Raw genomic sequence first — 23,097 nt, 5'->3', positions numbered from 1 at the left:
TCATACCCCCGTTACATGCATTCTATGGCTATAAGCATTTATAATATTAAAAGAATCTTCAACTTTTTGATATTCCACCCAAAAGGTCACATTTACAAGTCTTCTCCATGCAAGAACATGTCCATTCTGAGGATTGAAAAAACTATTCTTAGTTTTCTCTGCTTCACCTATTACTTTTTTAATATCAGATTCGAGAATGAGTTCATCTTCCATCTTATTCCTTATGTTATCATCAATAACTATTTTTAAATCTTCATATTCATCTTTTATTTCCATCAATTCACCCCAAAAATCCTTAAGCATTTTTTTCTTAAGCTTAAATCTATTTGCTCGTCTTTCAGACAAGGTTGGAACCTTTATATCTGAAATATTCTCTTCGTCATTTCCAAATATTAAATCTAAAATATGATAGGTTTTTTTACCTTTCAATGTAAATAAATCCCTACACATAGCACAGTAAGCAAGAAAATCATTGTCTGATTCCTTTATTCTGTCTTCTGTTACTTCCTTGCTAAATTCCTTATTAGCAAAGTAAACAACTCCTCCAAAGCCACAGCACTTAGTGGTTTCCTTTGTATATTTAGGTTCTTCAATTTTATAGTTTAAACTCTTAGCAATATTTCTTATGCTCTCATGAATATTTTTTTCTTTCCTTGTAGTACAAGCATCGTGTACTGCTAAGATTTTTCCATCTCCGAGTTTAACATCACTTGGAAGTCCATTTTCATTAAATACTTCCCAAAGAGATTTAATTTCTATATCACCCATACCAGTTGTAAAATTATTAAAACATGTAGAGCAGGCTGTTATAACTACTGGTTTACCCAAATTCTCAATATTAGCATAAATTTTTGCCATGCTATTTTTAAATTGTTCTTCTTGCCCTGCGAAATCAGCTGGTGCTCCACAACAGCCTAAATATAGGCCAACACCACCTTGAAGCTTTTCCATTAAATATTTATACACCTTTATCACATAATCAGGATAAGTTGCACTTAACTGACAGCCTGGATAAAATACATAACTGCTATTGTTTGTGCCAGGTTCATGTTTTACTAATTCAAAATAGCTGCTATTTGTATATTCCATGTCCTTTAATGCAAAATCATGCGCAGACTGTGGCATTTTCTCCTTTGAAACCATACTTCTTCGCGTTTCTTTTATAATTTCTCCCATATCTATTCCAGTTGGGCAAACAGCACCACATAATCCACATTCTAAACAAGAATTTATTGTCTTATTTGCATAATGATCACCAAGAATTATTCTTTCATTTTGATTAATTGTTCTTATATAAGCTTTAGGATCTAATTTCTCCTTTTGAAGATGGATACAAGCTTTAACACACTTATGACATTCACATTGAATACATCTCAAGGCTTCATCAGTTGCCTCTTCTCTACTAAAAGCAATATCTTTAGGTGATATTCTCTGTAAAACTTCTTGATCATTTATCTCCACTTCAAGCACACTTTCATAAGCACCTTCTTTTCCTCTTGAAGCAGTAAGTGATTTCTTCTGAACAAACCTATCGAGTGATACAGCAGCACTTCTTCCTGTTGCTACTGCCTGTATAACTGACTCATTTCCTGTTACAAGTTTTCCTCCAATAAAAACTTTCTCAATCTGTGTCTGTAGTGTAGCTTCATCAATATCAAATTTTTCTTTCCATTCACCTGTACCAATATAAACTCCATCATATTCAGCAATAATATCTGTTAATTTTTCTGGAGTCACTTCACTGTTCAATTCTATTTCAATACCTAAATTTTCGATCTTGCTGATTTCTTCTTGTATTAATTTTAGGTCCAATTTTTCCTTATAAGCTTCAAAAATAGTATTTGCAAGCATATTTTCCTTTTCAAAAATATCAACACTATAGCCTTTTTCATTAAGATCACAGGCACAAGTAACTCCACTTATCCCCCCACCAATTACTGCAATTTTTTTAGAAAGTTTAGGAATTGGCAGTTTTTTTATTTTTGCATTTTTCCCATAAGCTATTACAGCTTTTTCAAGTTCGTGAATTGAAATTGCCCCTCCTAGATTTTTTGTTATGCAGAAATCTTCACAAGGATGATCACAAATTAAGCCTATAATATTAGTAAAGGGCATTCTTTTTTTCAGTATTTTATATGCTTCTTCAAAATTTCCTTTTCCTACTTCTAAAGTAATTCCTTTAACATCAACATGAATAGGACATTGAGTATTACATGCAGGCGGATTATCATTTATGCACCTGTCCTGTATAGAAAGAAGTTTATCTAGATCCATTTGACACTCCCCCATTGATTTTTTTAGCTAGAGCCCAAGGTATGTTTTGCATCTCACATACCTTAGGCTCCAATACTAAAATAATATTACTTATTTAATTTTTTCAAACCAGCAAGTATCTTTTCTGGAAGCGCTGGAAGGTGTGTTATTCTAACACCACACGCATCATAGATTGCGTTAACAATTGCCGCATGTGGTGCAGATAATGGCATTTCACCAGCACCTGATGCTCCATAAGGTCCAAGTGGTCTTGGAGTTTCTAAATAAAGTAATGTTATATCATCAGTTACATCTCTTACTTGTGGAATTCCACAACCAGTCAATGTTGTATGTTTCTTAAGATCCTCAAAGTCTTCAGTTAACGCAAGACCAATACCTTGAGCTAAACCTCCAAGAATCTGACCATCAACTACAAGTTTATTTATAATAACTCCAATATCAGATGCTATTACTAGTTTTTCAACTTTAGCCTTTCCAGTGTTTGTATCAACTTCTACTTCTGCTAATAATACTCCATACATATATGTTGGGAATGGATTTCCTTGTGAAGTTTCTACATCACATGCTATACAAGGTGCTGTCCATTTTCCGTAATATTTAACTGGCTTTTCTTCTGCTATCATTTCATGATAACTTCTGTAAGTTCCATCTGGTTTCTTCATACCTTCAAGTAAGTTTTCACAAGCAACCCTAGTTGCATTACCTGTAAGAACATTTGAACGGCTTCCACCTGCTGGACCACTATTTGGCGTAAAATTCATATCATTCAATACTAATTTGATGTTTTCTGGTGTAAACCCTGCTTTTCTTAAGGTCTCATATGATATTGCTAAAGTTCCCATATCTGCCCCTTGTCCATGATCTTCCCATGAATTCCCAACTACTACACCATCTTCTGTCAACTCTGCCCAAGCTTCAGAAGTATCAGGTCCATCAAGTCCACAACCATAAATCAATAATGATATTCCAGCTCCATATTTTTTATCAGTGCTTGTCTTATTCTTTTCCTTTACTGCTTCCTTTGCTTCCTTATAATAAGGTCTAATCATATCAAGTAATTGTGGAAGAACAATTACATCTGGTTCGCAACCATTAGGAGTTGTATCACCTTGTCTATAAACATTCTTATATCTAAATTCTAGTGGATCCATTCCAATTTTTTCAGCAAGTTCATCAATCAATACTTCTGATGCAAACAAACTTTGTGGTGAACCATAGCCTCTGAACGCTGAGCCCCATGCATGATTTGTAGCAACAGTCCTTCCTTCTCCTCTAATGTTATCAATTCTGTAACCTGCACCCATAAATTGTGATCCTCTTGTTGTAAGCAAATCACCAAACTCAGAATATGGACCATGGTCAACAGACCAATCTGTTTCCATTGCTTTTATCTTTCCATCTGCATCAGCACCCATTTTTACATGCATATAGAATGGAGATCTCTTTCCAGTATAAGTAATCTGTTGGAACATGTTAAATTCTAGATATACTGGTTTTCCTGTTTCAATTGCTGCAACTCCAAGTAACGCTTCAATTGTAGGACTAAATTTATAACCAAAAGTTCCTCCTGTTGGATTTTGAACTATTGAAATTTTATCTACTGGAAGACCAATACCATCTGATATCATAAGTGCATGGAAATGCAGTGCAACACTCTTTGAGTGAATTACTAATTGCCCATCTTCATTAAAATACGCGAATCCAACGTCTGGTTCAATTGGCAAGTGAGGTTGTCTTCCTACATATGAATCATCTTCAACAACATAAGGTAATTCTTCCATCAAAGGTGCTGTATCTCCACCCTTGACAACTCTTGTTTCAAAATAAATATTAGGGGTTCCTGGATGTATTTCAATAGCATCTTCTGCCATAGCAGCTGGTGCACTCATATATGCAGGTAATTCTTCAATTTCTACAACAACTTTTTTAGCTGCATTTTCAGCATGAGTAGGTGTATCTGCAAGAACCATTGCAATTGCATCACCAAATTGGAATATTTTCTTATCATTTAATATTGGTCTTTCAAGTCCATCACCTTTGTTTGATGGAAATGCTAAACCATTAATTCTATTTGTGCCTTTTACATCTTTATAAGTAATAACTTTATATACTCCAGGCATCTTTTCAGCTTCTGCTGTATCAATTGATATAATATTCGCATGAGAAACAGTTGCTTGAACAAGTTTAATATGTAAAGTATTTTCTGGAAGCTTTAATCCAAGATCAGCACCAAAATCCCAAGTACCAGTAACTTTTGCACAAGCAGAAGGCCTAACTGCATCAGTTCCTAGTAAAGTAGCACCAACCGGAAGTTTAAACCACAATTGTTCTCTTGTAACTTCACCTCTAATTAATCTAGCAGCTTCCATTACAGCATCTATTAAAGGTTTATATCCTGTACATCTACAAACATTTCTGTTTTTTTGGAACCAATTTCTTACATCTTCTCTTGTTGGATTATTATTTTCATCTAAAAGTGCCTTTGCACTTACTATGAAACCAGGGGTACAAAATCCACATTGCGCTGCTCCATGTATCATCCACGCAAATTGAATATGATGTAAATCATCTTGAGTTCCAATACCTTCAATAGTAATAATTTCAGCTTCATCTGGCACTCTTTTCATTCTAGTTATACATGACTTAACTACTTTACCATTCATTATGACATTACAAGCACCACATTCACCTATTCCACAGCCTACCTTGGTACCAGTTAAATGTAATTGTTTTCTCAAAACATCAGATAGTGAACTTTCTGGGTCAATAATTAGAGTCCTGCTAGCTCCATTAATTTTAATTACCTTTTTTAACATTTCGAATCCCCCTTATTTGAATATTATATATAAGAAGGTGGTGTCTTAATTTAAAAGACATAACCTTATTACTACCACTTTCCAAAACTACAAGCTGGGAAAGTACATATTTCACAATTTAAACACATTCCCCCATGCCCTAACCTTGCAATATCTTCTCTTTTTATCTTTTCACCAGCTACAATCCTTGGAAGCATAAGATCAAATATTGTACGTTTGCTATACATTACACAGCCTGGAAGTCCTAAAACAGGTATTTCATCCTTATATGCAATTAAAAACATAGCTCCTGGAAGTACTGGCGCACCATAAGATACTATATTTGCTCCAGCTTCTCTTATTCCAGCTGGTGTAACATCATCTGGATCTACTGACATACCACCAGTAACGATAATCATTTCAGCTCCAATTTCTAATAATTCATTGACTGCATCTACAATCATACTTGTACTATCAGAAACCAAAATCTGTTTTATCACTTCGCTTCCAATTTCAGCCAGTTTTCTTTTAATAACAGGACCAAATTTATCTTCTATTCTTCCTGTGTAAACTTCACTACCAGTTGTAATTACTCCAACCTTCATAGCTTTTAATGGTTCTACCCAAATAATAGGTCCTTCTTCTTCACAAATTCTTTCTATGTGTTCAATTTTGTGACTATCAATTAAAAGAGGTATTATTCTAGTTCCTGCAACTACGCTTCCTTCTTCCACAACAATATCAGTATGTAAAGTTGCAAGCATCGCTTCATCTATTGTATTTATCCTCTCCATGACTGAACAATTCACTTTCAGCAAACCTTTACATTTTGCAATTAAACTCACCTTTCCTTCAGATGGTTCATTAAAAATAATTTCCTTACCTGCTACAGCTTTAGCCATCCTTTCTCCAGCTTCATTTTCATGAAGTATTCCCTCTTGCATTTCCCAAACATAAATGTTTCGCTTCCCCATATCTAGCATTTTAGGTATGTCTTCTTCATTTATTACATGGCCTTTTTTAAATGCGACTCCCTTAAATTCTCCTGGGACTATTTTAGTTAAGTCATGGCATAATACCATACCTACTGCCTCTTCAACTGGAACAGACTTCATTTTTACTCCTCCTAACTGCAGACAGATTCCTTGCCTTTTATTTGGTATACAATAATATACAAGCAAATTCTGTGCCAACATGAAATCTGCCTTTAATCCTTCTATTTTCTTGATTTTAAAGTCACATATTTTAATATCTGCTTTTTAAGAACAATAACTGTTCCATTTTGACACAAATAGTTCGATAATTACTGTTCCATTTCAGAACAGTGTTCTATTTTGGAATAGTTAATATGAAATTTTTCAATTTTTCTATATAAAGTATTTCTTCCAATTTCTAATATACTAGCAGCCAAAGTCATGTTACCATTAACTTCTTTTAAAACTTTTATAATATGCTGCTTTTCAATCAATTCCAAGCTACTATTTTGAGCTAAGCACATTATATTTTTTTCTCCTTCATCTGCTTTATTTCCAAGGTTAAATTGTAATTCTTCTGAATTTATTATTAATTCAATCACATTTTCTAATTCTCTAATATTCCCTGGCCAATCATAATTCATTAGATATTTTATATATTCCTCAGGAATATCCATACTTTGTTTTCCAAGTTTTTCAGATATTTTTTTCATATAATAATTTATTAATTCTGGAATATCATCTCTTTTATCTCTAAGTGGAGGTAAATTTATTGGCAAAACATTCAACCTATAATATAAATCTCTTCTGAACTGTCCTTTTTCTATCTCATCTTCTAGGCATTTATTGGTTGCAGCTATAATTCTCACATCAATAGGTATTTCTATTGAACTTCCTATCCGTGTAATTACATTCTCTTCAAGTACTCTTAACAATTTTGTCTGCATATCAACAGGCATTTCTCCTATTTCATCTAAAAAAATTGTTCCTCCATCAGCAATTTCAAATTTGCCAGGGCTCCCTCCCTTTTTAGCTCCAGTGAATGCTCCATCATCATATCCAAATAACTCTGATTCTATTAGTGTTTTAGGAATTGCACCACAATTTACTGCAATAAAAGGCTCCTCTTTACGTATGCTATAATTATGAATTGCTTGCGCAAAAACTTCTTTTCCAGTACCACTTTCACCTGTTATTAAGATCGTTGATTTACTATTTGCTATCTTTTTAGAATAATCAACTATTTTTGTAAATTTATCATTTCTTCCTATGACTTGTTCGAAAGTATACTTTGCCTGACCACCTAATATTTTCCCTGCAAGTTTTCTAGCTTTTTTAAATTCATTAATTACAATAGTAATTTCTTGAATATTCATTTCTTGATCATATATTGGGTACAAAGTAAGTGTGCACTGCAATTTATTAATTCTTGCATTAATATGTAAATCTTCATTAATAAAATCTCTCTTAATATTAATATGTTGAATTATTTCTTCCCAATTTTGAAGAAAATCAGAAACTTTCATTTTTTTAATTTCATGCCTGGTACTTCCAAACAGCTTGACTGCATAACTATTCATTGTAGTTATATTTCCTAATAAATCACAGGTTAAAATTCCTGAAGAAATTGAATTAAAAGTAGTCTCTAAACGTCTTTTTGAAATCTCAAGCATTGAATTATATTTGCTAATCTCAAGCATAGTTTCTATAGCATCGGCTGCTGCAACAACCATTCCTAAGGTATGTGGATGAGCATTTCCTTTATAGCCTGTCAAATCAATACATCCAATTATTTCTCCATTTATATCTTTAATTGGTGCAGCTGAACATGTCCACTTATGATATGCTTCAATAAAATGGTCTTCTCCTGAAATCTGAACTGGAGACTTTTTTGATATTGCTAAGCTCATTGCATTTGTTCCAATGTGAGCCTCATCCATATATGCTCCCTGTATCATTTTTAGTTTTGTAGCTTCACTCAATATTTTTTCATTTCCTATTACATTTAGTATGCAGCCTTCATTATCACATAATGTTGCAAAGAACTCAGACTCCTTAACAAAATTATACAAGCGATTCATGAAGGGAGTTGCCACTAAAATAAGATTCTTATTTCTATCGAGTATATCTCGAAGCTCTTCTCCTTTTACTATCTTAGCACTATATAAATTTCTTGATAGTATTCCCATTTTAATAGATCTTGTATGCGATTCTTTGATGTAATTTTCCATATGCACTCTTCCCTTTACCCAATTTATTAATTTCTATAATATATGTTGCAAAAATAATCATTCAAAACATAAAGCCTTCCAAAGGAAGCTAACATTCATTAATCATTGAGTATTGAACATTGATAATTACAATATATATACTGTATAAAAGTAATAAGTGAAAAGTATTACTTTTAATTCAGCATTTTTAACTTCTCACTTATTACTAGTCTTTTATTTAATTTTTAAAATTCAATATTAATATATAGTTCTAACTAATATTGTATATCTCAATTTCATATTTTGTCCTTCGAACTTTCATCATTAACAATTGATAATTGAACATTGGCAATTAGAACTTATATATTTCCATTAGTTTGCTAACTTTATTGCCCCTGTTGGACATTTTGCTAAACAAGTTGCTTCACTGCATTTCTCAACACATATTTGAGTATTTACTACTGCAAGATTATTTTTAATTTCAATTGCTCCATAGCTGCAATTTTTTGCACAAAGCCCACAGCCTATACATGCAGCAGTACATAATTTTCTAGCAATAGCTCCCTTGTCCTTAGAATTACAATCAACTTTTACATGACTGTTAATTCCTATCATTTGAATTACATTCTTTGGACATGATTCTTCACATTTTCTACATCCAGTACATTTTTCCTTATTTACAATTGGTAATCCATTTTCCCCCATTGTCATAGCACCAAATGGACAAACACTTACGCAAGTACCAAACCCAAGACACCCATGTTTACAGCCCTTAGGACCTCCTTGAACTAAACTTGCAGCTTTACAGTCTTTTACTCCTTCGTAACTATAACTTAAAGTTGCCTTATCAATCGTTCCTTTACATCTAACATGAGCAATTCTTGGCTCAACTTTTTCAGCAGCTTTTCCTGTGATTTCAGCTACAAGCTTTGCCACTGCATCTTTACCAGGAACACATAAATTTGGAGCAACATCTGGATTTTCAACAACAGCTTCTGCATATGCTGCACATCCTGCATATCCACATGCACCACATTGTCCTTTAGGAAGTATATCTTCCACTTCATGAATAAGAGGATTTACCTCCATTGCGAATTTTTTATTTGCATAGGCAAGAATAAGACCAAATACTGCTCCAATTCCACCCAATACAATTATAACCATTATTGCAGTAAACATAATTTACACTCAACTCCTTTATATCATTCCTGAAAATCCTAGGAATGCCAATGCCAACATACCTGCCAATACAAATGCAATCCCTGTTCCTTGTAAAGGCTTTGGTACATCTGCATAAACCAATTTTTCTCTTAAGCTTGCCATTAGTATTAAAGCAAGCGAGAAGCCCATACCTGAACCTATTGAGAATACTACACTTTTAGGGAATGAATATCCTGAATCAATACTTAATATTGGTACAGATAATACTATACAGTTTGTTGCTATTAAAAGAAGATAAATTCCCCACATACTATATAAAGTAGGTGCTTGTTTCTTAATAATTACTTCTAACAATTGTACAAAACTTGCTATAAGTATTACAAAGACAATTGTCCTTAAAAAGGTCAACCCTAAAGGTGCAAGTACAAAATTATATACTACCCAAGCTAAGGCTGAACTAAGTGTTATAACTGAAGTAACAGCCATCCCCATTCCTATGGATGCATCTAAGCTTTTTGAAACTCCAAAGAATATACAAAGACCTACAAATTTTGTTAATACAAAATTATTTACAAGTAATGAACCTACAAATAACGTAAAATATTCCCTCATTATGCTTCACTTCCTTCTGTTTTTTTGGCTTCCTTATGCTCACTATGAAGTTTAATTGCCCCTATCATATATCCAATTAATATGAATGCCCCTGCTGGTAAAATCATAATTAAAGGAGCATTATACCAATCTCCAAGGACTCTATACCCAAGAATTGATCCACTTCCTAAAAGTTCTCTTATTACAGATATAGCAAGCATTGCTAGGGTGAACCCACATCCCATACCAAAACCATCAAGGAATGATGGAAAAACTTTATTTTTTGATGCAAATACTTCAGCTCTAGCTAATATTATTGCAAAAACAACTACTAAGTCTAAATAAATTCCAAGGGCACTATATAATTCTGGCGAAATTGCCTGTAATACAAGTTCTACAACTGTTACAATAGTTGCTATAAAGGTAATATATACCGGAACTCTAACCTTTGGATTTACAAATTTTCTTGTAAGTGATACCACAACATTGTTTGAAGAGATAACAAATGTTACACATATGCCCATTGTTAGTCCATTTATTACTGATGATGTAACAGCTAATGCAGGACAAAGACTTAAGCATAGTATAAATATTGGATTTTCATCATATAAACCTTTGCTAAAAATTTTCCACTTTTCCTTCATATTACTTACCTCCTGCAAATTCTGTCACTTCATGGACAGCATTTTTAACAGCTAATGTTACTGCTTTAGATGATATTGTTGCTCCTGTCATAGCTTGAATATCCTCTTTATCAGAAGCATCTTTTGTGACTGTTAAATTTTGCTCCTTCTTTCCTTTAAATTGACTTCTAAAAGGCTCTTTTGAGGCATTATCTCCAAGACCTGGTGTTTCATTATGTGCCAAAATCTTATAATCTATTACCTCTCCAGATGGCTTAATAGCTACAAGCATTTTAATTTCTCCACCATATCCTTTGCTTTCACCTGGAACCACATAAGCAACAACTTTTCCAGCTTTTTCAGCCGTAAACCATTCAGCTTTTCCTGATACTGCCTTAAAACTATCTGCATCACTAACCAATGCCTTCATAGATTCTTGTTTTGATACTTCTCTCTTTTCAGCTGCAATTGGTGCAGTTACATAATATACTAGTCCTATTATTAACCCAGAAACTAAACAAGTTATTACTAAATTTATTGCTATTTCAAAAATTGAATATTCCTTTTTAATAGTATGTTCATTGGACATTTCTCTACCCCCTTGCTCCAAATTGTTTTGGCTTAACAAAACGATCAATCAATGGTGTTACTGCATTCATTAATAAAAGTGAGTAACAAACACCTTCTGGATATCCACCTAACAATCTAATTAAAGAAGTTATAAGTCCTGCACCTACAGCAAAAATTATCTGACCTTTTAAAGTTATTGGAGCAGTTACCATATCCGTTGCCATGAAAAATGCACCTATAATTAATCCTCCAGCCATCATATGAAATATTGGGTCACCAGTAAATAAACCTGCTGGTCCAAAAATCCAAGTTACTAGCCCAACTGTTCCTATCATACAAACTGGAACTTGCCACTTAATATATCCTTTATATATAAGAAAAATTCCGCCTAAGACAAGTAAAATAGTTGAAGTTTCTCCTGCACTTCCATTTCTTGTGCCAAGGAACATAGCTTTATACATGTCCATATTACTTCCAAAGGTTTCAATTAACTTAGCATATCCTTGTTGCTTTAATATGTTTAATGGTGTAGCACTACTAACTACATCTACAGAGGTTGTCATCTTAGTCCATGTAGTCATTGCTACTGGCCAAGATACCATTAATGCGGCTCTTCCAATATGAGCTGGGTTGAAAATATTGTATCCTAATCCACCCATAGAGTGTTTAGCTATTACTATAGATACAAATGAACCAGCTATTATCATATATACAGGCAGACTTGGTGAAACACACATTGCTAAAAGCACACCAGTTAAACATGCACTTCCATCAAAAGCTGTAATTCTCTTTTTTTGGAACTTTTGTACCAAATATTCAAAAGCAACCGCTGAAGCTGCTCCAACAATTAAATTAATTAGTACTGGAAAACCAAAATAAAATATTGAAAAAATAGCAGCTGGCGCTAAAGCTAAATTTACATTCCACATTATTTTTGAAATTGATTCATCACATCTAATATGAGGTGATGCTGAAACAGTGAATTTTTCTTCCTGAACTTCAATTCCTTTTGGTTTAATATCTTGTGTTTTAGTATCTTTTACTACTACTTCGGAACTCATTTTAACCCTTCTTCCTCTACTTTTTTTGTGCCTGTGCTGCATTTAGCGCTTTTGAATATCTTATATATTGAACAATATTACGCTTTGCAGGACATGTGTAAACACAACTTCCACATTCTATACAATTTAATAAACCATATTCTTCTTTTGCTTCTTGGAATTTATGACGTTCTCCAAGTATACTTAACATACTTGGTACTAATCCCATAGGACATGCTTCAACACATCTACCACATCTAATACAATTGTATTCTTCTCCAGTATTTACTTTATCCTTACTTAATGCCAATATCCCTGACACACCTTTAATTACTGGTACATCGGTTGTGAATTGAGCAAAGCCCATCATTGGACCTCCCATAATTATTTTTTTAGGAGTTTTCTCATAACCTCCACAATAGTCAATTGCATCTTTAAAGGTTGTCCCTATTCTTAACAATAAGTTTTTAGGTTCTTTTATAGCATCACCAGAAACAGTAGTAACTCTTTCAATAAGTGGAATTCCATTAACTACCGCATCGCATACTGCTACAGCTGTACCAACATTTTGTACAACAACCCCTACATCCATTGGTAATCCACCTTGAGGAACTTCACGATCAGTAAGTACTTTTATCAACATTTTTTCTGCACCTTGTGGATACTTAGTAGGCAGTGCTACAACTTCAACAGAAGTGCCTTTAAATGCTTCTTTCATAACTTCAACAGCTTTAGGTTTATTATTTTCTATTCCAACAAAACCTTTAGTAACCCCAAGAGTTTTCATAAGTATCTTTACTCCAGTTACTATACGGTCAGCATATTCAAGCATCATTCTATAGTCTGCTGTTAAATAAGGTTCACATTCAGCAGCATTTAATATAAAAGTATCAATTTTCTTATCTGGACTTGGAGAAAGTTTTACATGAGTAGGGAAGGTCGCTCCTCCCATTCCAACTATTCCAGCACCTTTAACTATATCTTTGATTTCTTGAGTCTCTAACTTATCCCAATCACGTTGCATTGGAATACCTTCAGCCCATTCATCTAATCCGTCATTTTTTATAACAACAGACAGGCATTTTACCAACGAAGTATGTGGCATATCTTCAACTTTGATGACCTCTCCGGAAATTGATGAATGAATTGGGCTATGCATAAAAGCATCACTTTGTCCTATAACTTGTCCTTTTTTTACTTTATCCCCAACTTTTACCATCGGAGTACAAGGAGCTCCTATGTGCTGACTCATAGGAATTATAACAGTTGACGGAATTGGCGGAATTTCAATAGATTTTTCAGATGAGTATGCTTTGCTGTCTTTAGGATGAATTCCTCCAAGAAAACTTTTTAACATTAATGATCACCTCACAAATTTTTCAATTAACAACTTATTACATATACTTATTAAATTTATTGCAAAAAATAATCCTTCTATCAGTTTGATAAATAAAAAAAGTGAGAATATAAATTCTATTTTGGATATGTTCATAAATTTTTACTCAAAATTATGATTTATTTATTTCGTTTTGTTCATTTTAATAATACTAGTTATCTTTTATAAAATTTCAATAATCACAGGTTGTGACTTAGCGCTTGCTTTTTCAGCTTTATCAAATGCTTTTACAAATACCAAAGATAATGCAAAAGTTATTATTCCTCCAAATATCTCATAATAAAATCCATCTTGTTGAAGATAATCTCCAATAAACATTCCTAATAATACACCTATAAATGCAGCAATCAATGGAAAAATGAACACAATAAAGGCTGCTCTTAAAACATTTACATCCTTCATTTCAAAAGCTACTCTTTGTCCAGGTTTTGCTCCTACTGTATTATTTGCACTTATAATTATACTATTATCACCTGGGCAAGCACCACAATTTTTACAATCACTATGCCTCCCAACTCTTATTTTTGCAATATCGTTATCCACTTCAATTACTAATCCTTGCTCAGTTTTCATTATTATCACACCTCTTAAAATATTACTCTCTTTATCAAACTTAATATAAAAGATTCTTTGTAAACCTTTGTAGATTATAGTCGCAATCAGTATTCTATTTTATTATAAGCTTTTTTTTTTGCTATTGAAAGAATAACTATTTTTTTAACAATCTTTGTTTTATACAAATTACTTCAAAAACATCTCTTTGCACAAAAGTATCCTCCTAACCACAAATGTTGCCGAATTGGTTCTCATAATCTTGAAGATATCAGTTTTTGCAATACTTTATATCCGTATTTTGTTATGCATATAGCACGATATTTTATGTCATATACAGTTGACTGCCCTTATTGTACTCATCCATTACTAATTCCTTGCCTTTGTAATTAGTATGATCATATTTACATTTTCTTAAAAAGCTAAAAGCTTATACCGTCTAAAGATGGTGGATTTAAATCACATGAATAGAAATTAAAACATATATCAAATGTAATTTCTCTTGTCCATAATGATAAATACATATTTGTAATGGATCAATTAAATGCATATAAGTCTGAAAGTTGTGTTAAATATATGTTAAATCAATGTGGAACTAAAGAAGATTTAGGCAGAAAAAGGTCACTAATGAATACTAGAAAGTACGAAAACAAGACAAGCTTTTTTAGAAAATGAAACTCATAGTATAAGAATAGTTTATACTCCCAAATATACGTTATGGTTAAATTAAATTGAAATTTGGTTCAGTATATTAAGCTGAAAAATATTAAGTAGGTGTGCAATTTTTAAATCAGTCCATGAATCTGAGGCCAAGATATTAGATTTTATAACATATTATAAAATCTAGCAAAGCCATTTAAGTGGAATTATACAGGAAAAATCTTAAAGGCATAGTGTATTAACCATGCCTTTAAAATTAAAAACTTCTTTCATGAAAGCAACTGAACATTCATGAAATCGCTCATTAAGAGCTTGCGAAAATATTAATATTCCCCAGAGCCGTAAAAAACATTATTTTTTAATTCATGAATACTCCACCATTTACATCTATGCTACATCCAGTGATGTAATCTGAATCATTACTAGCTAGAAATTCTATAACTCCACTACAATCTTCAACTTTTCCTAATCTACCCAACGGAATGATTTTTTTAATTAAGGATTCTGGAGCATTTGCATAAGTAAAATCAGCAATCATATTTGTTTTAATGGCACCTGGACAGATACTATTTACATTAATATTGTAAACACCGTATGCTTTTGCATAACATTTAGTAGCAGTAATCATTCCACCTTTCGATACAGAATAGGCTATAGATGATTCAGTCCCACCAATTCTACCTGCAGCAGAAGAGACATTTATTATCTTTCCATATTTCTGTGGTTTCATAAACTTAAGAGCTTCTAGTATACATAGGTGCATACTTCTTAAATTAATATTCATTACCCTGTCCCATTCTTGTGCATCAATAGTTTCAATTGGCATTGATGGACATACTCCTGCACCATTTACTAAAATTTGAATAGTAGGGAATTTCGATTTTGCTACTTTAAATAAGTTTACTATATCCTCTGGTTTTGAAACATCAGTCTGAACATAATAGCACTCACAACCAGTTAACTTTTTGATTTCTTCAGCGGCTTTTATACCTCGTTCTTCATTTCTACCAGCGATTATGGCACCACTTAATCCTTTCCTTGCCATACAGATAATACTTTCCTTTGTAATGCCATCCGTCCCACCTGTAGCAATAGCATATTTACCTTCGAATTTATGCATGTTTCTATCTCCTTTCATAAAAATTTAATTTTAATCCAGTCTTTTGCAGCCCACTATAAAGCCACATAATTACAACTTTTCATCTTACCATTTAATATAGAACTCACCATCATTTGCTGATACGTCGTACAGTGGAATCAATCCCTAACAGTCCAGCTAGATTACCTCCAAAAATCTTGCGTTTGTCCTCATCAGATAAAGGTAAATAACCATATTGCCATTGTAATTCATCAGGTATTTGGAAGTTGCGCAATCCCATCACTGCTGCACCAATCTGAGCACCAAATCCGGCACTGTCTGTCCCCCAAATAATACGGTCTGGTCCTACAAATCGCATTGCTTCTCCAAGGATTTTTCCAAATTTATATGGTGCAGTTATTGCCCAAGGTACAAGCAGACTCAAACATAGGTACACATTAGGATGCCCCATTGCTACCATATTGAGATCATCACAATATGGATACCCCATGTGAAAGGCTACAAGCTTTAAGTTTGGGAAATCACGAGCAACATCATCAAGCTGTATAGGCAGGCAATGTTTGCTCTTTCCAGGTGGTACCCATGAAAAACCTGTATGAATGTCTAACACGATACCTAATTCTTCAGCCCTCTTATAAAATGGCCATAACTCTGGATCATTAATATAGGTATCCTCTGGCGGATAGTATTTAAATATCTTAGCACCACGCTCTACCCAATATTCCATCTCCCATATAGCATTATCTACTCCTCTATGTTTAATAGGAGAAAGATTCGGCTCAATGATAAAACGGTCGGGATGTTTTTGAACAACCTCCCATGTATCACCATTTGTGCACCAACGACTGGAATATCCTGTAGTATCCATCATTGATTCAGGTAAAAGACATGCAATATCCACGCCGTATTTGTCCATTGCGCGGATAATATTTTCAGGGTCCGTGTTTTTTTGAAATTCCCAAGGTTCCAACATATCTTGGAGCTCTTTCGGTGACCCTTGCAATATGGGACGTGTAGCACTATCAATGGATTTCCACCACATTTTCACGCCTGGAAAGTGATTAATCGGTTCCATATTGCCCATTAAATGGCATTCTGGATCTATTTTAAAGAAACCATCATCAAAATATTTTTCGCTCATTTTAGTTGCTCCTTTCTTATATGAGGGGTAAACCTTCTCGTTTATCCATAAATTTTTTTGCACGTACATCCATTAAACCATCATCCTGCCAAAGCTCTGAATAATACTTTTCAAAACCTGCGGTAGGATTCGCAGCACAACGAATCCAACGGGACTCAAACAAATTCATGTAACATTGCTGACAGCGAATGCATTTTACAATATCTTCACAACGTCCAGCTTTCACCTTTGCAGGCCAGTAAGGATCAGCAATAGATTGACGGCCCAATGAAATAATGTCGGTCATTCCACTCTCAATTGCTTCAACTGCCGTTTCCGGATTAATAAAATTTGGTGTGATTACCGGCAATCCTCCGCTGGCCTTTTTAAAACCAGGTGACCAATGTGTAAAGTCATTTTCACCATCAGGTGCGAATCCTGCTCCAGGATTTTCGTAACAGCCTTGTGATACATTAAAATAATTTGCGCCTGCATCAGTAAAAATTTTGACAAGCTTGCAAACTTCTTCATGCTCTAAACCACCTCGCATCAACTCATCACCAGAAAGACGACACCCCAATACTTTTTCCGGACCAAATTTTTTTCTAATACGCTCAATAATATTTGTAACTATACGCGCACGATTTTCAGTGCTTCCACCATACAAGTCTGTACGATGATTAGATCGTGGTGACAAGAATTGATGCATAAGATATCCGTGAGGCGTATGGAGTTCTACACCATCATATCCCAGCTTATAAACAGCACAGGCCTGCTCCACCATGAATTCCTCCATCTTCTCTATTTCTTCAATAGTAAGTTCTCGTGGAATATCTCCTTTAAGTGCATGGAAAAGTTCTGGAGCATTCTTTTTTAAGTAACTAAAGGCCATAGTTTTTACATCCTCATACTCTTCATCACTAAGGCTCTTGAATTTTTCAATGCCTCCAAGCTCATCAATCAGAGTTATACCGACTCTTTTAAGCTGTTTAGCCCAACCATTGTTTAGATTACGCAAATCTGTTTCCATAGGAATGGCTGAAGGAGCTCCAGAAGCAATGCCCTCATGCACCATATCCGGATGCCCTTGCCGTCCCCAACCTGGAGAAAGCTGCATAAACACTTTTGTCCCCTTATATGAATGAATAACATCGGCCATTTGGCTTAAATAGCGGTATTTCTTTTGACTGTCACATAATAGGGGATTAAGTGAATCACTGCCACGCCATGGATAAGGATTTGCTACTACACATTCTGTAATGATAAGGCCAAAGCCACCTCTTGCCCTAGTCGCATACCATGCATTTGATTCCTCACTTGCATAACCTTCCGGCCCTGTGTAACCCATATTCATTGGTGACATCGCAATCCTGTTTTTCAATTCTACATTGCCAATTTGAATTGGCTCAAATAATACACTTGTGTTCATTTGCCCTACCTCCCTTATTTATCAACATGTGTTAATAATTGACATGTGATATTTTTAAGTGTAAAATATTTCTATTATCAATTCAACGGTCAAATCAACTGGTTTTGATAGATAAGAAACAACCTATATTAATCTGTTTCCGAAAAGGAGAATAAAATGAAGAATAAATATGACTTACGGATTATCCGTACATATAAATCATTAACAGAAGCTTTTTTGCAGCTTATGAGTGAGAAACATTTTGAAGATATAACAGTAAATGAATTGTGTAAAAAAGCAATGATTCGAAGAACAACATTTTATAAGCACTTTGCAGATAAATATGAGTTTTTCCGTTTTTTTGTTTGTCAGCTACAAACTGATTTTGATGCAATAAATCCTGCTTCAGCGGATTATATAGCCCCGTATCCTTTTTATATCAGCATTATTCATCATATTTTGAATTTTTTAAGAGAACATGAACAATTTGTCCATATGGTATTAGGTAGTAATTTACTTTCTACACTTCTTGACATACTTTCAGAACAAATTATTTTTGATATTACAGATAAAATTAAAATTGGCATAAAAAAAGGCATTGCTGTGCCCGCATCTCCTGAAATAGTCGCATCTTTTTTCACTGGTGCAATAATTCACACGATCGGATGGTGGCTCATGCAAAAAAAGAAAATATCGGAAGAAAAATTAATTCAAGAAGTAGAAAAAATTCTCTACAGCATCGCTATCACTTGATAAAAAAGTAAGGCTTGAGAATAGTTAAAATCAATCTTTTTGAGATTTACCAACTTCTTGGTTGTAGTGCAAAATATAAAAAGAGCAATGAGAAAAAATAAAAGGACTAGTGTAAAAAACTTCTAGTCCTTTAAAATATATCAGTTTTTAGGCATTGGAGTATCCATTATTAGAATCTGCAAAGCATATTGTATCAACTGAGCAATCCTAACAACTTATACTTTCCAATATAGTTCCAATTTTTTTATAATATGCTTTTAATATAAGCTTCTATTTCTTTGCATTTACAATTATTAAAGAAATACTCTTGGAACTTTTCTCCGCTTACTGAACCTTTTAATAAATCTTGATCTATTTCCTTTAAAATTGTTACCATATCCTTATGTGTAACTCTTTTAACTTCATCTAATATTTTCTTATTTCTTTGTTCAGGAATAACTCTATCTTTTGGATATCCTTGTCCACTTTCACCTTGGAATAACTTTTCAAATATATATTCAAGATTTAATTCAGCACCCCATCCAAATCCTTTTGCAAATGGTAATGCTATTGCATTTCCATCATTAATTTGTGCAAACATATATGCATCTGAAGGATCTACTACGTGACCACATAATACTCCTGGGAATGAGTTGCAAGCTAACATTGCACCTTCTCCAGTTCCACATCCTGTTATTATATAATCAGCTGCTCCTGAATTTAATAAAATTGCTGCTAAGATACCATTTTGAACATATGTTAATTGTGCTTCTCCTTCTACACCATACATTCCATAGTTAAATACTTCATGACCTTTTGGTTCTACTACCTTTTTTAATGTTTCATATATCATTGGGTTCTTACTTGCTTGACTATTTTCATTTATTAAAGCTATCTTCATCTTACTTCCCCCTATATTATTGTGGTTGTTTTCCAATATAAGCTAAGATTCCACCATCTACATATAATACGTGACCATTTACAAAGTCTGATGCATCAGAAGCTAAGAATATAGCTGGCCCTGTTAAATCTTCCGCTGTTCCCCAACGTGCAGCTGGAGTTTTTGCAATTATAAATTGATCAAATGGGTGCTTAGATCCATCTGGTTGAACTTCTCTAAGGGGTGCTGTTTGTGGTGTAGCTATGTATCCAGGCCCAATTCCGTTACATTGGATATTATATTCACCGTATTCAGATGCTATGTTTCTAGTTAACATCTTAAGTCCACCTTTAGCTGCTGCATAAGCTGAAACTGTTTCTCTTCCTAATTCACTCATCATAGAACAAATGTTAATTATTTTTCCATGCCCTTTTTTAATCATTCCAGGTATTACTGCCTTAGAAACTATAAATGGAGCATTTAAATCTACATCTATAACTTGTCTAAAATCTGCTGCTTTCATTTCAAGCATTGGAATTCTCTTAATTATTCCTGCATTGTTAACAAGAATATCAATAACTCCAACTTCTTTTTCTATTTTAGCAACTAACGCTTGTACTGCTTCTTCATCTGTAACATCACATACATATCCATGAGCTTTTATTCCTTCTGCAGCATAAGCTTCTAATCCCTTATTAACTAATTCTTGGTTAATATCGTTAAAAACAACTGTAGCTCCTGCTTGTCCATATGATTTTGCAATGGCAAATCCAATACCATATGATGCTCCTGTTACTAATGCTATTTTTCCTTCTAATGAAAAATTCTTAATTATATCCATGAAATCTTCCTCCTAAATTGATACTATTTATATTATATTCTAATTATACTCTCATACTTTTACTATTTCTTGTTATATTTTCTCTAAAATATTGCAAATATTGAAGTAATAATTATAATTATAGATATACAAAGCATTAATTAGACTTATGTGGTAACTTACCGAAATCCAATATATTTGTCTTCTGCAGGACTAATGAAATTTTCGCTGGAAGGTTCTAAATATGAGCTTATCGTCATTTCAGCGTGTTCCAGATATAAAATCTTGACAAGCTGAAATGAAACAAGCTCCCATCAATAACCTTCAACAGCTCAATTTCATATGCCTGTTCCAGAAAAATATATCGGATTTCTAGTGTAGTGTTACGATTATAATTTCTCAATAATAGATTTATATTCCGTCTATAAGTTTGATTATTAATTGGGATATCTATACTTAAAACAAATACTAAATGTTAAACTAACACTTACATACTAATTAGTGAGGTAACAAATATGAAAGAATTTACATCCTGCAAAGAATCTATTAATAATTGTATAGAAAACAAGTATTTTTCAATTGCACACTTACATACTGAGGAAGAAACAATGTCTATTCATATCCATGATTGTTACGAAGTTTATTATTCTATTTCTGGTGGAAAGCAATTTTTGATTGATAATAAACTCTACGATATTAATCCTGGAGATTTATTTGTTATAAATCAATTTGAGAGCCACTATGTTTCTCAAATAAATAAGATGATTCATGAGCGTATAGTAATTTCTATTCATCCAGATTTTTTAAAAGCTATTTCTTCTAATAAAACAGATTTAAGTTATTGTTTTACACATCGTGATGAAAACTTTAGCCATAAGATTCAACTTAACAAAGAACAACAAAACAGATTTATATATTTTATAAATAAAATTATTAGTGCTGATGGATTTGGTGCTGATATGATTGAATATTCTAGTTTTATAGAATTGATAACCAATTTTACTAAAATATTTGTAGATAATAAAGATTCATTATCATCATATTATAAATATAACAATCAAATTCAAGAAATAATTCGTTATATCAATGACAATGTATCAGAAAATATTACTGTAAAACATTTAGCAGATCACTTTTTTTTAAGTGAATCCTATATTTGCAGAATTTTCAAATTAGCCACTGGTACTACTATAAATAAATATATTACTGCAAGAAGAATCTCTATTGCTAAAGCTCTCCTTTCTAATGCTCTAAGCATCAATGATGTCTATATTCAATGCGGTTTTAATGATTATAGCAACTTTTTAAAAGCCTTTAAAAAAGCTGTTGGTGTATCACCTAAAAAATATTCAACTTTTAGTCTGAATTGATTTATTTATTGCCAATTTTTAATTGTGCATTTCAATTCAAGAAATCCTAAAGAGACTTCACCATTAACTGGTAAATTAGAATTAAAATTTGATAATTGAAATATATTAAATAAATTCCTATACAAAAAAATAAAGGACTTAAAAATAATTTAAGTTCCTTTAGTTTCTTTAATTTCTATAAGTTTTTCACATTCTTCATAACTTGAGCACAATATTCTGTAACTCCTGCAGCGCCATTAGCTTTATAAGCCTTGTTTAAATCACTGCCGATTCCACTACAATCTGCTCCGCCTTTAATCCATTCAGCTATGTTTTCCTTGTTTACTCCACCTGTAGGCATTATGCTAAGGTCTGGGAATATTGATTTTGCTGCTCCTATCAAACCTTTACCAACAACATTACCTGGGAATATTTTTATGAATCTTAATCCTAATTGATGAGCTTTATTGATTTCTGACATTGTCATTAATCCTGGCATTATTAATGCTTTTCTTTGAATTGCATAAGCCACTACATCTTCGTCTAAGCAAGGAGAAACAATAAATTCAGCACCATTTTCTATACATGCATCCACTGCATCCTTAGTTAACACAGTTCCTGCTCCAACGCAAGCATCTTTATATTCTTCTTTTAATTCTTTTATTAACTTAGGTGCATCTGGCACACTCATAGTTACTTCTATAATCTTCATTCCACCTTTAATAGCTGCTATACTTATTTCTTTTGCTTCAGCATAAGTACTAGTTCTAATAACAGCTACTGCTTTTTCTTCTTTTAATGTACTATAAATTTTTTCAAACATAATTACACCTCATTTATTTT

General features: G+C 33.1%; 20 protein-coding genes. 3 read left to right on the top strand and 17 right to left on the bottom strand.

Annotated elements, in window-relative coordinates; translation table 11 throughout:
* From L3B98_RS23085 to L3B98_RS23035, 11 genes are all read right to left on the bottom strand, one after another.
* On the bottom strand, positions 1-2,274 hold the full coding sequence (locus tag L3B98_RS23085; RefSeq protein ID WP_238918399.1) for a pyridine nucleotide-disulfide oxidoreductase/dicluster-binding protein: 2,274 nt from the start codon (positions 2,272-2,274) through the stop codon (positions 1-3).
* Positions 2,275-2,360: 86 nt separating this feature from the next.
* Positions 2,361-5,090, bottom strand: coding sequence for a molybdopterin-dependent aldehyde oxidoreductase (locus L3B98_RS23080; protein WP_238918398.1), 2,730 nt, complete (start codon positions 5,088-5,090; stop codon positions 2,361-2,363).
* Between the two features lie 71 nt (positions 5,091-5,161).
* Positions 5,162-6,184: a molybdopterin-binding protein gene (locus L3B98_RS23075; protein WP_238918397.1), complete on the bottom strand. Its 1,023-nt coding sequence runs from the start codon at positions 6,182-6,184 to the stop codon at positions 5,162-5,164.
* A 188-nt stretch (positions 6,185-6,372) separates the two neighbouring features.
* Positions 6,373-8,274: a sigma-54-dependent Fis family transcriptional regulator gene (locus L3B98_RS23070; RefSeq protein WP_238918396.1), complete on the bottom strand. Its 1,902-nt coding sequence runs from the start codon at positions 8,272-8,274 to the stop codon at positions 6,373-6,375.
* Positions 8,275-8,625: 351 nt separating this feature from the next.
* Complete coding sequence (rnfB, locus tag L3B98_RS23065) at positions 8,626-9,432, bottom strand: RnfABCDGE type electron transport complex subunit B (RefSeq protein WP_077360441.1); 807 nt, start codon at positions 9,430-9,432, stop codon at positions 8,626-8,628.
* A gap of 18 nt (positions 9,433-9,450) precedes the next feature.
* Positions 9,451-10,026 (bottom strand): RnfABCDGE type electron transport complex subunit A, encoded by a 576-nt coding sequence (locus L3B98_RS23060; protein WP_238918395.1) that lies wholly within the window; start codon positions 10,024-10,026, stop codon positions 9,451-9,453.
* A complete protein-coding gene (gene rsxE / locus L3B98_RS23055) occupies positions 10,026-10,649 on the bottom strand; it encodes an electron transport complex subunit RsxE (RefSeq protein ID WP_238918394.1) in 624 nt (207 codons plus the stop codon). The genes L3B98_RS23060 and rsxE overlap by 1 nt, the downstream gene beginning before the upstream one ends.
* A 1-nt stretch (position 10,650) precedes the next feature.
* Entirely contained in the window at positions 10,651-11,217 is a 567-nt protein-coding gene (locus L3B98_RS23050; protein WP_238918393.1) for an RnfABCDGE type electron transport complex subunit G, read from the bottom strand.
* Between the two features lie 4 nt (positions 11,218-11,221).
* A complete protein-coding gene (locus L3B98_RS23045; RefSeq protein ID WP_238918392.1) occupies positions 11,222-12,259 on the bottom strand; it encodes an RnfABCDGE type electron transport complex subunit D in 1,038 nt (345 codons plus the stop codon).
* Between the two features lie 16 nt (positions 12,260-12,275).
* Positions 12,276-13,595, bottom strand: coding sequence for an electron transport complex subunit RsxC (gene rsxC, locus L3B98_RS23040; protein WP_238918391.1), 1,320 nt, complete (start codon positions 13,593-13,595; stop codon positions 12,276-12,278).
* 201 nt (positions 13,596-13,796) lie between these two features.
* Entirely contained in the window at positions 13,797-14,207 is a 411-nt protein-coding gene (locus tag L3B98_RS23035) for a SoxR reducing system RseC family protein (protein ID WP_015390791.1), read from the bottom strand.
* A 510-nt stretch (positions 14,208-14,717) separates the two neighbouring features.
* Here L3B98_RS23035 and L3B98_RS23030 point away from each other — a divergent pair.
* A complete protein-coding gene (locus L3B98_RS23030) occupies positions 14,718-14,861 on the top strand; it encodes a hypothetical protein (protein WP_238918390.1) in 144 nt (47 codons plus the stop codon).
* Positions 14,862-15,204: 343 nt separating this feature from the next.
* On the opposite strand, the gene L3B98_RS23025 is transcribed toward L3B98_RS23030, so the two are convergent.
* The 3 genes from L3B98_RS23025 to L3B98_RS23015 all read right to left on the bottom strand — a co-directional run bounded on the left by L3B98_RS23025 (position 15,205) and on the right by L3B98_RS23015 (position 18,494).
* A complete protein-coding gene (locus L3B98_RS23025; protein WP_015390790.1) occupies positions 15,205-15,966 on the bottom strand; it encodes an SDR family NAD(P)-dependent oxidoreductase in 762 nt (253 codons plus the stop codon).
* 109 nt (positions 15,967-16,075) lie between these two features.
* Positions 16,076-17,086 carry an amidohydrolase family protein gene (locus L3B98_RS23020; RefSeq protein WP_238918389.1) on the bottom strand — a complete coding sequence of 337 codons (1,011 nt, stop codon included), beginning with the start codon at positions 17,084-17,086 and terminating at the stop codon, positions 16,076-16,078.
* A 16-nt stretch (positions 17,087-17,102) separates the two neighbouring features.
* The gene (locus tag L3B98_RS23015) at positions 17,103-18,494 is read right to left on the bottom strand and encodes an NADH:flavin oxidoreductase (protein ID WP_238918388.1); all 1,392 of its coding nucleotides are present in this window, start codon (positions 18,492-18,494) and stop codon (positions 17,103-17,105) included.
* A 156-nt stretch (positions 18,495-18,650) separates the two neighbouring features.
* Here L3B98_RS23015 and L3B98_RS23010 point away from each other — a divergent pair, with 156 nt between their 5' ends.
* Positions 18,651-19,226 carry a TetR/AcrR family transcriptional regulator gene (locus L3B98_RS23010; RefSeq protein ID WP_077360424.1) on the top strand — a complete coding sequence of 192 codons (576 nt, stop codon included), beginning with the start codon at positions 18,651-18,653 and terminating at the stop codon, positions 19,224-19,226.
* A gap of 244 nt (positions 19,227-19,470) precedes the next feature.
* Here the strand turns inward: L3B98_RS23010 and L3B98_RS23005 are convergent, their stop codons facing one another.
* Positions 19,471-20,106: an RpiB/LacA/LacB family sugar-phosphate isomerase gene (locus L3B98_RS23005; RefSeq protein ID WP_238918387.1), complete on the bottom strand. Its 636-nt coding sequence runs from the start codon at positions 20,104-20,106 to the stop codon at positions 19,471-19,473.
* A 16-nt stretch (positions 20,107-20,122) separates the two neighbouring features.
* Entirely contained in the window at positions 20,123-20,926 is an 804-nt protein-coding gene (locus L3B98_RS23000; protein WP_015390785.1) for a gluconate 5-dehydrogenase, read from the bottom strand.
* A gap of 494 nt (positions 20,927-21,420) precedes the next feature.
* Between L3B98_RS23000 and L3B98_RS22995 the strand changes: the two genes are divergently transcribed.
* Entirely contained in the window at positions 21,421-22,275 is an 855-nt protein-coding gene (locus L3B98_RS22995; RefSeq protein ID WP_015390784.1) for an AraC family transcriptional regulator, read from the top strand.
* Between the two features lie 175 nt (positions 22,276-22,450).
* Here L3B98_RS22995 and L3B98_RS22990 read toward each other — a convergent pair whose 3' ends face one another.
* Positions 22,451-23,077, bottom strand: coding sequence for a bifunctional 4-hydroxy-2-oxoglutarate aldolase/2-dehydro-3-deoxy-phosphogluconate aldolase (locus tag L3B98_RS22990; RefSeq protein ID WP_238918386.1), 627 nt, complete (start codon positions 23,075-23,077; stop codon positions 22,451-22,453).
* Positions 23,078-23,097: the final 20 nt, after the last annotated feature.

This window comes from Clostridium sp. YIM B02555, assembly GCF_022320955.1.
In the GTDB taxonomy this organism is placed as follows: domain Bacteria; phylum Bacillota; class Clostridia; order Clostridiales; family Clostridiaceae; genus Clostridium; species Clostridium saccharoperbutylacetonicum.
Note: the sequence above shows the minus strand (reverse complement) of the source record. Positions and strands in the feature narration are given on the sequence as shown.